General features: G+C 30.0%; 12 protein-coding genes and 1 tRNA gene. 5 read left to right on the top strand and 8 right to left on the bottom strand.

Annotated elements, in window-relative coordinates; translation table 11 throughout:
- Window positions 1–35: 35 nt before the first annotated feature.
- Window positions 36–392 (bottom strand): GNAT family N-acetyltransferase, encoded by a 357-nt coding sequence (locus tag M3Z80_RS06275; RefSeq protein ID WP_293918598.1) that lies wholly within the window; start codon window positions 390–392, stop codon window positions 36–38.
- A 176-nt stretch (window positions 393–568) separates the two neighbouring features.
- Between M3Z80_RS06275 and M3Z80_RS06270 the strand changes: the two genes are divergently transcribed.
- Together M3Z80_RS06270 and M3Z80_RS06265 are read left to right on the top strand one after the other, a co-directional pair.
- Window positions 569–904, top strand: a complete 336-nt coding sequence (locus M3Z80_RS06270; RefSeq protein WP_293918597.1) for a translation initiation factor — start codon at window positions 569–571, stop codon at window positions 902–904.
- 35 nt (window positions 905–939) lie between these two features.
- Window positions 940–1824, top strand: coding sequence for a nucleoside phosphorylase (locus M3Z80_RS06265; RefSeq protein ID WP_293918595.1), 885 nt, complete (start codon window positions 940–942; stop codon window positions 1822–1824).
- A 203-nt stretch (window positions 1825–2027) separates the two neighbouring features.
- Here M3Z80_RS06265 and M3Z80_RS06260 read toward each other — a convergent pair whose 3' ends face one another.
- Both M3Z80_RS06260 and M3Z80_RS06255 read right to left on the bottom strand, forming a co-directional pair.
- Window positions 2028–3512 carry an amino acid permease gene (locus M3Z80_RS06260; protein ID WP_293918593.1) on the bottom strand — a complete coding sequence of 495 codons (1485 nt, stop codon included), beginning with the start codon at window positions 3510–3512 and terminating at the stop codon, window positions 2028–2030.
- A gap of 313 nt (window positions 3513–3825) precedes the next feature.
- Complete coding sequence (locus M3Z80_RS06255; RefSeq protein ID WP_293918591.1) at window positions 3826–4293, bottom strand: GNAT family N-acetyltransferase; 468 nt, start codon at window positions 4291–4293, stop codon at window positions 3826–3828.
- Window positions 4294–4502: 209 nt separating this feature from the next.
- On the opposite strand from M3Z80_RS06255, the gene htpG reads away from it, so the two are divergent.
- Complete coding sequence (htpG, locus tag M3Z80_RS06250) at window positions 4503–6386, top strand: molecular chaperone HtpG (RefSeq protein ID WP_293918590.1); 1884 nt, start codon at window positions 4503–4505, stop codon at window positions 6384–6386.
- Between the two features lie 137 nt (window positions 6387–6523).
- Here htpG and M3Z80_RS06245 read toward each other — a convergent pair whose 3' ends face one another.
- The 5 genes from M3Z80_RS06245 to M3Z80_RS06225 all read right to left on the bottom strand — a co-directional run bounded on the left by M3Z80_RS06245 (window position 6524) and on the right by M3Z80_RS06225 (window position 12775).
- On the bottom strand, window positions 6524–7228 hold the full coding sequence (locus M3Z80_RS06245; RefSeq protein ID WP_293918589.1) for a DUF4197 family protein: 705 nt from the start codon (window positions 7226–7228) through the stop codon (window positions 6524–6526).
- Window positions 7229–7329: 101 nt separating this feature from the next.
- Complete coding sequence (gene uvrC, locus M3Z80_RS06240; RefSeq protein ID WP_293918588.1) at window positions 7330–9117, bottom strand: excinuclease ABC subunit UvrC; 1788 nt, start codon at window positions 9115–9117, stop codon at window positions 7330–7332.
- Between the two features lie 232 nt (window positions 9118–9349).
- A complete protein-coding gene (locus tag M3Z80_RS06235) occupies window positions 9350–10630 on the bottom strand; it encodes a replication-associated recombination protein A (RefSeq protein WP_293918587.1) in 1281 nt (426 codons plus the stop codon).
- A 224-nt stretch (window positions 10631–10854) separates the two neighbouring features.
- Window positions 10855–11244 carry a hypothetical protein gene (locus tag M3Z80_RS06230; RefSeq protein ID WP_293918585.1) on the bottom strand — a complete coding sequence of 130 codons (390 nt, stop codon included), beginning with the start codon at window positions 11242–11244 and terminating at the stop codon, window positions 10855–10857.
- A 16-nt stretch (window positions 11245–11260) separates the two neighbouring features.
- Entirely contained in the window at window positions 11261–12775 is a 1515-nt protein-coding gene (locus M3Z80_RS06225) for a GH3 auxin-responsive promoter family protein (protein ID WP_293918583.1), read from the bottom strand.
- Between the two features lie 179 nt (window positions 12776–12954).
- Here M3Z80_RS06225 and M3Z80_RS06220 point away from each other — a divergent pair, with 179 nt between their 5' ends.
- Together M3Z80_RS06220 and M3Z80_RS06215 are read left to right on the top strand one after the other, a co-directional pair.
- Window positions 12955–14709, top strand: coding sequence for an AMP-dependent synthetase/ligase (locus tag M3Z80_RS06220; protein ID WP_293918581.1), 1755 nt, complete (start codon window positions 12955–12957; stop codon window positions 14707–14709).
- A 162-nt stretch (window positions 14710–14871) separates the two neighbouring features.
- Window positions 14872–14958, top strand: a tRNA-Ser gene (locus tag M3Z80_RS06215).
- Window positions 14959–15125 lie beyond the last annotated feature (167 nt).

The following is a 15125-nucleotide window of genomic DNA, read 5'->3' as shown; positions in this document are numbered from 1 at the left end:
CAAACACCCAACCATATATATCTACATCTGTTCTCTTAATCTATGGCAAGAGCTTTTTCAAATAACTGCTGTCCTACCCTTTGTTTCTGATAAGCATTCAAGACATAAATCCTTTCAATTTCCAAACTATTATAATGCTTACTCTCAGTTTGGGCTGTTCCAAAATTAATTTTTAAATATCCAATCACTTTATTTCCCGCTTCAGCAAAATAAAATTCTGAATCAGGATTGGTAAGTTCCGATTCCATTTGTAGATTATTAAAACTATTATGCACATAAATATTCATATTCTCTTTCGTATTTGAACTTCCGAAAGTTTCGACAAATGTTTTAATGCTTATATCCTGAAGAACATCCAAATCAGCCAAATAAATTTTTCTAATCGTTATCATTTACATTATTAATTTAGATACCTATCAAAAATAAATTAAAATTTCCTTATTAAAAAATCTATCCGGCATAACAAACAATCTTATCATAAGTAGTAAAAATATTAGCTATTCTTGAATACAATAAAGATTAGAAATTAAAAAATTCCTAAATTCGTAACCAATACTCAATCTATATCATGGATTTACAAGATCAGCTAAAAAAAATATTTCCCGATCATAAATTTGAAGAAGAAGTATCGTCTTCACAATCGGAAAATGAACTGTTTATGCAGGATGACCCAATCGTTTGTAAATACGAAAAAAAAGGAAGAAACGGAAAACCGGTTACAATTTTGGAAAATTACAATGGTTCAGATGAAGATTTAAAAAGTCTGGCAAAAGAAATCAAATCCAAATTAGGCGTTGGTGGTTCAGTAAAAGATGATACTATCGTAATCCAAGGGAATTACCGAGATAAAATTATGGATATTTTAAAAGAAAAAGGATTTTCCATAAAACGTGTCGGAGGATAAAAAAGTATAAAATCTATCATAAAACCATACCATTTATGGCTACAAAATTGTCAAGTTCAGAATTAGTTTTAAATCCTAACGGAAGTATATATCATTGTAATATCAGACCCGAAGAATTGGCTGATACAATAATCCTGGTTGGAGATCCGGATCGCGTACCCAAGGTTTCTCAATATTTCGATACCATAGAAGTTAAATCTCAAAAACGCGAAATTGTAACACATACAGGATGGCTAAACGGTAAAAGACTAACCGTTATTTCCACAGGTATGGGTACTGACAATATAGATATAGTAATTAATGAGTTAGATGCCTTAGCTAATATAGATTTGGTTAATAAAAAAATAAAAACTGAATCAACCCAACTGACTTTTGTTAGATTAGGAACCTCTGGTTCTTTACAAGCAGATATACCTGTGGATACTATGGTTGCTTCCAATAAAGGGTTGGGATTTGACGGTTTAATGAGTTTTTACATGGGAACGGAAAAATTTTATACCAATGAAATTGCTCAAGCGTTTACTTCTCAGACCGGGTGGAATAAAAAAAGAGCTACACCTTACGTAGTGGATGGATCGGAAGAATTACTAGCTCTTATGTGTGAAAATTCGTCCGTTGTAACCGGAATTACTGCTACCGCCATTGGATTTTACGGGCCTCAAGGAAGAATTTTACGATTGAATTTAGATGACGAAAAAATGAATGAAAAACTATCTCAATTCCAATATAAAAATCATAGAATTACCAATTTTGAGATGGAAACTTCAGCCATTTACGGATTATCAAAACTTATGGGACACAGGGCCTTATCGCTAAACACGATTGTTGCAAATAGGTATGCCGGTACATTCAGTAAAGACCCCTATTCTTCTATAGATAAAATGATACAATTCGCGTTAGAAAAGCTTTCTCGTTCCTAAAAAATAATTTTACAGAACGTTTTTACATATCTTATTGAGAAAAAAATGATTGGGTTTAATCAGTAAGCAAGAAAATCGATTTTCTTAATAAAAATTACATCCTAGATATACAATTGATTAAGTCAACAATCTTATTTTCTTGATTATGCAATGACTTTTTTAAATTTTCTAAAGCGAAAATGGTGATTTGAAAATAGTTTAGATTAATAAAACATTGTTAAAATCCTCCAAGCAAAATAAACAAGGAAGATAATTAATAATATCCATTTATATTTTGGAAATCGATAGCAAAAATATAAAACAAATAACCAAACCGGAATGAGCTCAATGGATAATTCCATTCCTGTCATCCACATAATTGGTAAAATACCAACTAAGAATAATAAACAAAGAATGTTACCAAACGGATACCATAGAGAAGGAAATTTGGTATTATAAATTCCCTCTTTATTTTTGCTTTTCTTAAAATAGAAATGAGTTAAACTAATAATAATCCAGTTAATAATAAGTGATGAAACCACTAAAGACATTAAATAATTAAGAGCTTCCTTAGGCATCAGTTTATTAATGATAACACAAACAGCTGCAAATAAAGCTGAAACCAAGATAGCCATTACGGGTACATGATTGGAATTGAGTTTTGATAAAAACTTCGGAGCATTTCCCTGTACAGACAACCCGTATAACATTCGGCTGTTACTATATACACTACTGTTATAAACAGAAAGTGCTGCAGTAAGAACCACTACATTTAATACATTGGCGATAATACTGGTAAAATAAAATGTATGGCCCAAAATCGAAAAGCTGAAACCATTAAGTGTATCAAAAATGGTTACAAAAGGACTACTTCCGGTAGTAATTTCTCTCCATGGTGAAAGAGAAAATAAAATGATTAATGCACCAGTATAAAAAATTAGAATTCTATAAATTACCTGATTGGTTGCTTTTGGAATGGTTATTTCGGGATTTTCCGCTTCGGAAGCAGTAATACCGATAAGTTCTAATCCACCGAAAGAAAACATAATAAAAGCCATAGAAGCGAATAATCCTTGATAGCTGCCTGCTCCATCAGGTGTAAATAAGCCTTTAGGAAAAAATCCCCCATCATTCCATAAATTCTTTATTGAAGCATTAGGTCCACCCGTACCGCTAATAAGTAAATAGCTACCGAATACAATCATGGCAATAATGGCAATCACTTTTATAATTGAGAACCAAAACTCTGCTTCTCCATATATCTTTACATTGGATAAATTTATTAAATTAATAACCACAAAGAAAAATAAACTGGAAGCCCATAATGGAATTTCAGGCCACCAAAATTGTATATAAGTTCCAATGGCGGTCAATTCTGTCATACTAACTAAGGTGTATAATAACCAATAGTTCCAGCCTGAGGCGAATCCGGCAAAAGGCCCCCAATATTTATTGGCAAAATGGCTAAAACTTCCCGAAACCGGTTCATCTACAACCATCTCTCCCAATTGTCTCATAATCATAAAAGCTATAAAACCGGCAATGGTATAGCCCAGAATTGCTGAAGGCCCGGCCATTACCGCTGCAGGACCTATTCCTAAAAATAATCCTGTCCCTATTGAGCCCCCTAAAGCTATAAGTTGAATATGTCGATTGGATAAACCTCTTTTTAATTCTTTCTTGGTTCTTTCAGACTTTAAATTTTTCAAAATTAATTATTAACTTGTTCGTAATTATATAGAATATGGAAGCTATATTACTTAATTTCCTTACATTTAAATTGATAACTATTTTTTTATTTAAAACTTTATATGAAAATTTATAAATCTTACAAATATAATAAAATTCAAAAAATATCGCGCTTTTAACCTGCAATTCCCTAAATTAATAGTTTATTTTAATAAAATTTTTCAATCATTTGCAAATCTTTCTTAAAATATTGATGAATAAACTTACATCATTTTATAGGAAAATTTTATAAATTATAGAATTTTAATCTAATTAAAATATTCATTCTATCAATTAAGAATTAGTATTTTCGATACTGCAATTGATCCATTCCGAATCAAAATCTGTATTGTATTTTTTATAAAATTCTATAGCAGATTCATTCCATTCCAACACTTGCCAAACCATACCATTAAACTTTTTATCTCTCATTTCTTTTAGTAAAGCATCAAAAAGTTGGCTTCCTATTCCCCTTCCTCTCCATTCCCGAGAAACAAAAAGATCTTCTAAATATAAGCGTTGTCCTTTCCAAGTTGAATATCGAATATAATATAAAGCGAATCCGACAATAGATCGGGTTTCATCGTCTTGCGCCACAAATGCCCACCAAACCGGTTGATTACCAAAACCACTTTCCTCAAAATGTTCTCTACTTACTGTAACCTGTTCCGGTGCTTTTTCATAATCTGCCAACTCATGAATTAGTTCCATAATTCTTGAACAATCTGCTTTTACAGCTGTGCGTATTGATATTTTTTTCATTAATTTATAATATTTTCTGTAACAAGTAAAATTAGTTATTATTTTAATTTTGAAAAATTGTAAGAACTAAATTTCTATTTAAATAAATTTTAACAATAAAGATTACTTTTTTGCTTTATTACCGTCATTTTGTCATTAGAATTTCCTTGGTACTTTTTTTGATTTTTCTGCAATAATCAATAAAAAATCTAAAATAATAATATTTATATATGGCAAAAGGAAATATTAATGTATCGGTAGAAAACATTTTTCCGCTGATAAAAAAGTTTTTATACAACGATCACGAAATATTTTTACGTGAGCTCGTATCAAATGCTACAGATGCCACATTAAAACTTAAACATTTATCTAACATAGGTGAAACCAAAGTAGAATATGGCAGCCCAATTATTGAAATAAAAATAAATAAAGAAGATAAAACCCTTCATATTATTGATCAAGGGATCGGTATGACTGAAGAAGAAGTTCAAAAATATATTAACGAAGTTGCTTTTTCAGGAGCTGAGGATTTCATTTCAAAACATAAAGATGCAGAAAAAGAAGGAATCATAGGACATTTCGGTCTTGGTTTCTATTCTGCTTTTATGGTAGCCGATAAGGTTGAAATTATTACTAAATCTTATACGGATGCCCCTGCTGTACAATGGGTATGCGACGGAAGCCCGGAATTTGATTTAGGTCCTTCTGATAAAAAAGATCGCGGAACAGAAATAATCTTACATATTGCTGAAGATTCTTCTGAATTCTTAGAAGAATATAAAATTCGTGAACTTCTATTAAAGTATAACCGTTTTATGCCTATTCCGATTAAATTTGGAACTAAGGAAGAAACGTTGCCTTTACCTGAAGGTGCCGATAAGGATGCTAAGCCTGAAAAAGTTATCGTAGATGATATTATAAATAATCCAACGCCGGCATGGACTAAATCTCCTTCTGAGTTGAAAGATGAGGATTATAAAGCGTTTTATCATGAGCTATACCCAATGCAATTTGATGAACCCTTATTTTACATTCATTTAAACGTAGACTATCCATTTCATTTAACAGGAATTTTATTCTTTCCTAAATTAGCTAACAATTTAAATTTAGATAAAGATAAAATTCAATTATATCAAAATCAAGTATTCGTTACAGATGAAGTGAAAGGAATCGTTCCTGATTTCTTAATGTTATTAAGAGGAGTTATTGATTCCCCGGATATTCCATTAAATGTATCACGTTCGTATTTACAGGCTGATGGTGCAGTAAAGAAAATATCTTCGTACATCACTAAGAAAGTAGCCGATAAAATGGTTTCATTGATTAATGAAAATCGTGAAGATTTTGAAAAGAAATGGAATGATATTAAAATTGTCATCGAATATGGAATGATTTCTGAAGAAAAATTCTATGAAAAATCTGATAAATTTGCTCTCTATCCGACTGTAGACCATACCTATTACACATTTGACGAATTAAAAAATAAGATTAAAGATCACCAAACTGATAAGGATGGTAAATTAGTGATTTTATATGCCTCAAATTTAGATGAGCAGGATCAATACATCCAGACTGCTAAGCAAAAAGGATATGAAGTTCTACTTTTGGATTCTCCTATTGTTCCTCACTTAATTCAAAAATTGGAAACTTCTAAAGAAAATATTTCTTTTGTTCGTGTAGATGCTGATCATATCAATAATCTCATTAAAAAAGATGAAAATACGGTTTCTGTTTTAACAGATGAAGAAAAAGAAACTCTTAAAAAAGAATTAGAAGAAACCATAGATTCTAAAACCTATACCATTTCTTTGGAAAATCTTAGCAAAGACGATGCGCCATTTATTTTGACCCAACCAGAATTTATGCGTAGAATGAAGGATATGCAGCAAGTGGGTGGAGGCATGTTTGGTATGATGGGTAATTTTCCAGAAACTTACAATCTTGTTATCAACACAAATAATCCTCTAGCTACTGAAATCTTAAAAAAAGATAATAAAGAAGAGAAAGCTTCTATTATTAAACAAGCATTAGATTTGGCTAAACTTTCTCAAAATATATTAAAAGGGAAAGAGCTTACCGATTTTATAAAACGTAGCTATGAAATGATTAAATAATTAACCATTGGATAAATAAAAAAGCCATTCAAATATGAATGGCTTTTTTATTTATTTTTTAATAATAATTTTCTCTGTTCAAATTATTTACCTTAATTTTAAATATATAATCATTTTATATACAAGGGTATAAAAAATTATTTTACAAGAGATTTTATACGATCTTGGGTAAGATCTGAATTTTTTATTTCATAATCTTCAGCAACCTTAAAGAATCCATTTACAATTTGACGTGTCGCATATTCCCCTATTGATTTACTCGTATACGTATTAGAAGAAGAATTGTTTCCCGTAAGTAAAGCTATTGCATTTTGTAATCTTTGATCATTTAAAGCTGTATTGATCAAAGTACTTATGCCACTGGAATTCATTTCGTTTTCAACTTTAGGTTGTATAGCAGCAATAAGTTTAGCTTCTGTTTTCTTTTTCAAATATTGTGTAGCTGCTCCTTTTCCTCCTGCTAGTATTTTTGCAGCATCTAATGGTTTAATTTCTTTTATGGCTGAATTGATAATCGGTTTTATTAAAGGAACAACTTCTTGAGCAGCTTTTCCTATATTTTGTTTTTCTTTTTCAACTAAACCGGTTAATCCTAAAGATTCAAGTTTCGAATTAATTTGTTTGAGTTCGTCGGGAAGAGCTTCCTCTAAGCTGTTATTGATTAAAAAAGACCCAGTATCTTTCAATACAGAAAAACTTTGGTCGGTACTAGCTGTAAGCATTTTTTTTACAGAATGTAAGAGTACTAAATTGTATGAAGATTTTTTTTGACAATTTGCAAATTGAAAGCTCACTATAAAAACAAACAGTAAACTGATTTTAGAACAGATAGTATAATTCATAAAGATTGTATTTAAAATAATAGGCAAAAATACTATTATCTTTGAATTATATTATAAAATTTCAATGGTTAACTTTTTATAGCTATAATTATTACAAGAATTTAATTTTCAGTATTAAAATAATCTAGAATGATTGAAGTTCTTTTATCGCCAATAAGTTTTTTAATTTCATTCTCGTTTGCCTGTTTTATAGCAGAAACGGATTTGAAATGACTTAAGAGTATTTCAATGGTTTTTTTTCCGATACCGGAAATTGTTTCCAATTCAGTAGTAAAAGTTTTTTTACTTCTTTTATTCCTGTGTCTGGTAATTCCATATCTGTGAGCTTCATCTCGTACTTTTTGAAGTACTTTTAAGGTCTCAGACGTCTTATCTAAATACAAAGGAATTGGATCATGAGGAAAATAAAGCTCTTCTAATCTCTTTGCAATTCCAATAATAGGAATTTTTCCAGCTAAACCTAATAATTCTAATGATTTATACGCTGAACTTAGTTGACCTTTACCTCCATCAATGAGTATTAGTTGAGGAAGCTCATTATTTTCATCTAACTGTCTTTTATATCTTCTATAAATTACCTCCTCCATCGTAGCAAAATCATTGGGACCTTCAACAGTTTTAACATTAAAAATGCGGTATTCCTTTTTACTTGGTTTTCCATTCCTAAAGACGACACAGGCGGAAACAGGATTCGTTCCCTGTATATTTGAATTATCAAAGCCTTCAATTAAACGTGGTTCTTCTGGAAGATGTAAAAGTGTTTTCATTTCCGCCATAATGCGATTGGAATGGCGTTCAGGATCTACTATTTTTACCTGTTTTAGTTTTTCCAATCTGTATTCTTTTGCATTTCTTTCAGATAAATCTAAAATTTTCTTTTTATCGCCTATCTTAGGTATTATTAATTTTACTTCTGGTATTTTCAAATTTATAGGAAAAGGTATATAAATATTTTTGGATGCTGAGTTAAATTTTTCCCGTATATCTATGATGCATTTTTGCAATATTTCTTCTTCTGTCTCTTCTAAAAGTTTTTTAATTTCAGTAGTATAGGATTGAATTATTCTTCCTTTCACAATTTTAAAATAATTGATATAAGCAGCAGATTCGTCTGAAGTTATTCCAAAAACGTCAACATTGGAAATAACTGGAGAAATAACGGTTGATTTTGCCTGATATTTTTCCAATAGATCTAACTTCTCCTTGATTTGCTGCGCTTTTTCGTATTCCATTTTCTGAGAATACTTCATCATTTTATTTCGTAAAGAAGCTAAAGGTTCCGATATATTTCCTTTGATGATATCCCTAATTTCTTTAATATTTTCTAAATAATCATCCAGCGTTTGATTTTCCTCACACGGACCTAAGCAATTATGAATATGGTATTCAAGACAAACCGTATATCTATGAGCTTGAATTTTTTCCTTAGATAGATCTAAATTACAGCTTCGTAAAGGATAAATACTTTTAATAAGCTCTAACAAGGCTTTTGCAACTATTACAGAGCTATAAGGTCCGTAATATTCCGATCCATCATGAATAATTTTCCTGGTAAGAAATATTCTTGGAAATGGTTCTTTTTTAATACATATACAAGGATAAGTCTTATCATCTTTTAAACGGATATTATATCGAGGCTGATATTCTTTTATTAGATTGTTTTCCAATAACAAAGCATCATATTCAGTATCCACAACAGTAATTTTTAAATTCCTAATTTTTGATACCAAAACCTTAGTTTTACCTATATGGTCTTTATTAAAATAAGAGGAAACCCTTTTTTTAAGATTTTTAGCTTTTCCTACGTATAAAATCTTTTGATTTTCATCAAAAAATTGGTAAATACCAGGTTTGTTGGGTAGTGTTTTTAACTGAAGTTCTAACGACATATTTGTTATTAAGATTTCCTATACAAAAATACACATATCTTACTAAAAAAATCATTATGAAAAAAATACGCTTTCGCTGTATTCATAGTTTATCAGATAAGTTACTTATAATAAATATGGATAAATGATGTATTTAAAATTGTTATTTGAAATGAAATCTATTAAGATAAGAATCTAAATTTCACTAGTAATAATCTTCTTAAGAATTATAATAGATTTAGTAAAAATTCAATTAAAAATCATATTTATCCATCCATAGATTCCTTAAATAATCTCTAAGTTTATTTTCTCTGGAATTATTACCCGGCTGATAAAAAGTTTCATGAGAGGCTTCATCCGGTAAAAATTCTTGATAAGCAAAATTTCCAGGATAATCATGAGAATATTTATAACCCGATCCATAATTTAATTCTTTCATTAATTGGGTAGGTGCATTTCTTAAATGAAGAGGAACAGATAGATTTCCCGTTTTCTTTACATAGGATAAAGCCGAATTAATGGCTAAATAAGAAGCATTAGATTTGGGAGAGGTTGCTAAATATACGGCACATTGACTTAATAAAATTCTTGCTTCCGGATTCCCAATGACAGCAATGGCCTGAAATGTATTGTTTGCTAATATTAAGGCAGTTGGATTTGCCATGCCTATATCTTCCGATGCTGAAATAACCATCCTTCTAGCTATAAATTTGATATCCTCCCCTCCTTCCAACATTCTCGCCAGCCAATAGACGGCTGCATTAGGATCTGAACCCCGTATAGATTTTATAAATGCTGAAATTATATCGTAATGCTGTTCACCATCTTTATCATATAAAGCCATATTTTCTTGTATGACTTTTTTTATTTCTTCGTTGTTGATATGTATTTCTTCCTGACCATTAAATTGTTGTACTACTAAATCCAAACTGTTCAACAATTTTCTTGCATCTCCTCCTGAATATTGGAACAATGCTTCCTCTTCATCAATAATTATATTCTTTTTAGATAAAATTTCATCTTCAGTAATTGCTCTATGTAATAAATTTGACAAGGCATTTTTATCTAAATGGTAAAGTGTATAAACCTGACAGCGAGATAATAATGCGGAAACTACTTCAAAACTCGGATTTTCAGTTGTTGCACCGACTAAGACTATCCATCCCTTTTCTACAGCTTGTAACAGGCTGTCTTGTTGAGACTTATTAAAACGATGTATTTCATCAATAAATAAAATAGGGCTTTTTCCCGTAAATAAATTTTGATTTTTAGCCTTCTCGATTACTTCTCTTACTTCTTTTACTCCCGAACTTACAGCACTTAAGGTATAATACTCTCTTTTAGATTCGGAAGCAATGATTTCTGCAAGAGTAGTTTTTCCGGTACCCGGAGGTCCCCAAAAAATCATAGAAGCTAAATTTCCACTATCTATCATTCTTCTTATGGGCCCATCTTTTCCTATCAAATGAGATTGGTATTGATAGTCCTTAAGGGTTTTCGGACGCATTCTTTCTGCTAAAGGTGACTGACTCATCCTATAATTTTATACGATTATTAATTAATTTAAGAAATTTATAATAATTTTCAAAATTCCTTTATAATTAGCTTTTTCTTTGATTTATCTATATAATTTAGAAAATAATCTTTATATATAAATAATTTATCTTTAACATACTGAAGTAAATGTACATTCGGAAATTTTTGTATATAAAGTTTATAAAATTTCTTTGTATACATTAATTAAAATCATTGTTAATTCTATTTACCCTTGTAAAGAGTTTTTCCATCTTTATCTAAGTAATAAATTTTATTTATTTTATTTATTTCCCAATTTTTATTTTTCCATTCATTCGTTCCTATTTTTTTTAGAATTAAAGAACCTTTAATTTCTGCTGCAAAAACTTCAATTACATCTCCTTTCACCATTATATAGGCGGCAAAAGTCGATGAAGAAGACACAGCATTTAATTTAGTTCCTTGCTCGAAAGGACGAATACATGTTTTCTTGGTTTGTGACCATTGATATCCTGCAGAACCTATGCACCCATGGTCATCCTTATCATTACCTACCATAATATCAGCATTTTTTTTTGTTGAACATGAGAGCAGAATAATGTTAGTACTTAAAATTAAAAATAATTGTCTCATTAGTAAAATTTTTACGTTATTTATCGTCAAGTTTCAGCAGTGAATCCAGATATTCTCTGTCATTGGCTAATCGTGGAATTTTATTTTGTCCACCCAGTTTTCCTCTTTGCTTCATCCAATCATAAAAAAGATTGGACCTCGCAATATGTACTTTCGGCATAGTCAAAGTCATATCATTATATCTTTTGGCTTCATAATCGGAATTCAACAATTGCAACTCTCTATCTAAAATTTCCGTAAATTTTTCAAGAGAAGTCGGCTGCTGCGTAAATTCAATTATCCATTCATGAGAACCTTTTTCTTTTCCTTTCATGAATATAGGCCCGGCTGTATATTCTGAAATTATTGCATGAGTTTCTTTTTCTGCTTGCTTCAAAGCCTTTTCAGCATTCTCTACCATTAATTCTTCTCCAAAAGCATTTATATAAAATTTAGTTCTTCCAGTTACTCGTATTCGATATGGATGTTTTGATACAAATTTTACAGTATCTCCAATAATATAACGCCATAATCCTCCATTGGTTGTTATAACCAGAGCATAGTTTGTATTTAGTTGTACATCTTCTAAAGAGATAATAGATGGATAATCAGAATAAAACTCATCCATGGGAATAAACTCATAAAATATACCATAGTCAAGCATTAGGAGCATATCTTTACAATCATTAGTATCTTGCATGGCGAAATAACCTTCCGATGCATTATAGATTTCATAATAATTAATGGGTTTTGAAACTATTGATGCATATTGCTCAACATAGGGAGAAAAACTAATCCCTCCATGAAAAAAACATTCAACGTTCGGCCATATTTCGTCAATATATTTTTTTTGTGTAGCTTCTAATACTTTTCTTAATAAAACCATCATCCAGGAAGGAACTCCGGTGAAACTCCCTACATCTTGTTTTATTACCTGTTCAATAATTGCCGGTAATTTTATTTCCCACTCTTTTAATAAAGAAACTTCTTTAGTGGGTGTACTTTTCCACTCTGCCCAAAAGGGTAGATTATCAATTAACACTGCTGATAGATCACCATATTTTGAATCAAATCCGGAATAATTTTCTCTAGTACCTCCCAATCTAAGATTTTTGCATTCAAAAATTTTAGTTTTCGGATTGTGATATGCATACATGGAAAACAAATCTTTACCTGCTTTATAGTGACATTCTTGTAAACTATCCTCTGTAATAGGAATAAATTTGCTTTTGGCATTGGTTGTACCTGAGGATTTAGCAAACCATTTAATTTGACCGGGCCAAATAACATTCTTCTCCCCTTTTCTGGCTCGTGTTATATAAGGCTCGAAATCTTCATAATGCACCAAGGGAACCTGTTCCTTAAAATCCTTATAGGAAGTAATAGATTTAAATTTACATTTTTTTCCATATTCTGTATCTTTTGCCTTATATAAAAGAGCACTTAGTACGGCATTTTGGATATCTTCAGGATTATTTATGAAAACTTCCATTTGTTTAACCCTTTTCTTTATATACCATTGGATTAAGGTATTTACAATTCCTGACACCATTTTTTTACTATTTTTTAGGATATAAAAATACATATTATTACTAAACCTAGCCAAAACTTAGATAATTTTTGAAATTATTAACATATCTTAATTTCAAAATAATTATAAAATTCATAAATTTACTTTTCGAAAATTTATTAATATCATTGATTTTAAATTTCGATAACAAAAAATTAAATATGAATTTTTCGCAAATCATACTTGATAACAAAGTGTTATCATCTAAAGTAGCCTTAAATTATAAAGAAAATCACGAATGGAAATCTTACTCTTGGCAAGAATTTACTAATTTAGTAAAACAAACTGCTAATGCATTAAAATCTTTGGGTGCTAAACCTGATGATAAGATAGCTATATATGCTGATAATATGCCGCAATGGGTGATTCTAGATTTAGCAATATTAAATATCGGAGGAATAACTGTTCCAATTTTTGCAACCCTTACATCTGAACAAGCGGAATATATTATTAAAGAAGCTAATGTAAAAATTATTTTTGCTGGTAATGAAAAACAGTATTCTAATTGTCTTGAAATTTATTCAAAATCCAATTCCCTTGAACATATTTTAGTAGCTAAAAATATTATCGATTTAAAAAGTAAATATTCTTATCATTTTTATGAATTGATAAAAGATCATTCTACTGAATGTGAAATTAAATCTAAAAATATGGATGATATTGCATCCATAATTTATACGTCTGGAACGACTGGAGAACCTAAAGGTGTTATGCTTTCCCACGGTAATTTTATTGAGACCTGTAATGCGCATAAAAATTTCTATGGATTTACTCCAAAAAATGAAAACTCTTTGGTTTTTTTACCTTTAAGCCATGTTTTCGAAAAATGTTGGAGTTCATTCGTACTTTCTAGTGGAGGTCAATTAAGCTTTTGTGAAAATCCAAAAGAAATTACTAAATTTCTTACGGAAGTAAGACCAACTACTATGTGTACGGTTCCTCGTTTTTTTCAAAAAATTTATATTTCAGTTAATGAAAAAATAAAAAAAAGTCCTAAGCTTCTTAAAAAAATATTTAATTCTGCCTTAACTATAGGTCGAAATCATGCTGACTTGAAAAGAAAAAATATAAAAATCCCTTTATTATTAGCTGTTAAATATAAAATAGTAGATACTATTTTCTTTAAAAAAATAAAAAAACGACTCGGTGGAAATTTATGGTTTATTCCGGTAGGTGGCGCATCAATAAGTCCTGAAATTACTGAATTTTTTGATTCTATTGGAATTCAACTACGTGTAGGATATGGACTAACTGAAACAACTGCTACGGTGGCCGCATTTCCACTAAATAATTATGAATATAATTCTGTTGGAAAGCCTATGACAGGTGTTCAAATATGCATTGGTGAAGAAAATGAAATTCTCATTAAAGGATATGGTGTTTTCAAGGGATATTATAATAAGGAAAAAGAAACAAAAGAAGCATTTACTGCTGATGGTTGGTTTAGAACCGGAGATGCTGGAAAATTTGATGAAAACGGTAATTTGATAATTATAGATCGTATCAAAGATTTAATGAAAACTTCCAATGGAAAATATATTTGTCCCCAACCTATTGAAAATTTATTGACCAATGATACTTTAATTGAGAAAGCTGTACTTGTTGGTGATAATAAGCCTTATGTAACTGCTTTATTAGTACCGAATTTTGAAGCTCTAAAACTTTTTGCAAGTAAATTAAACATTCATTTTAATTCTTTAGAAGAACTTTTAATCAATCAAAAAATAAAAGAGCTTTTTACTAATAGAATTAATCAAATGCAAGAACATTTGGCAGGATTTGAAAAGATTAAAAAATTCCATTTGCTCCCTATGGATTTTAATATGGATTTGGGAGAAATTACTCCTACTTTAAAAATTAGACGAAAAATTGTATTGGAAAAATTCAAATTACTAATTGATGATATGTACAGTTAATATGTAAATCATTCTTATATATAAATATGAAAAAACAACTAAGTTATTCTCTTAGTTGTTTTTTCATTAAATCGTTATTAGTTAATTTTAAAATTTTTAGAAAGTTTAGCTTTATGCTTGGTTCAATTTAAAAATATTTCTATATTTGCGCTTCAATTATAAAGAGAGGTGCTCGAGTGGTTGAAGAGGCTACCCTGGAAAGGTAGTATACGGGTAACCGTATCGTGGGTTCGAATCCCATCCTCTCTGCAAAAAAACGATAATCAAACCCGCTTTAATAGCGGGTTTTTGTGATATACCGAAATTAAAAAAAATAGATAAACTAATGAAAGAAAAATTACTTAATTCTTATGCTTTTAAAACATTGCTGCATGGTTACAAAAATATTTTTTGTTATACAGGGCGCGAAAGCAAAC

Source organism: Apibacter sp. (assembly GCF_025291155.1).
Taxonomy (GTDB): domain Bacteria; phylum Bacteroidota; class Bacteroidia; order Flavobacteriales; family Weeksellaceae; genus Apibacter.
The sequence above is the reverse complement of the archived record's forward strand: the minus strand, read 5'-3'. Positions and strand labels throughout refer to the sequence as shown.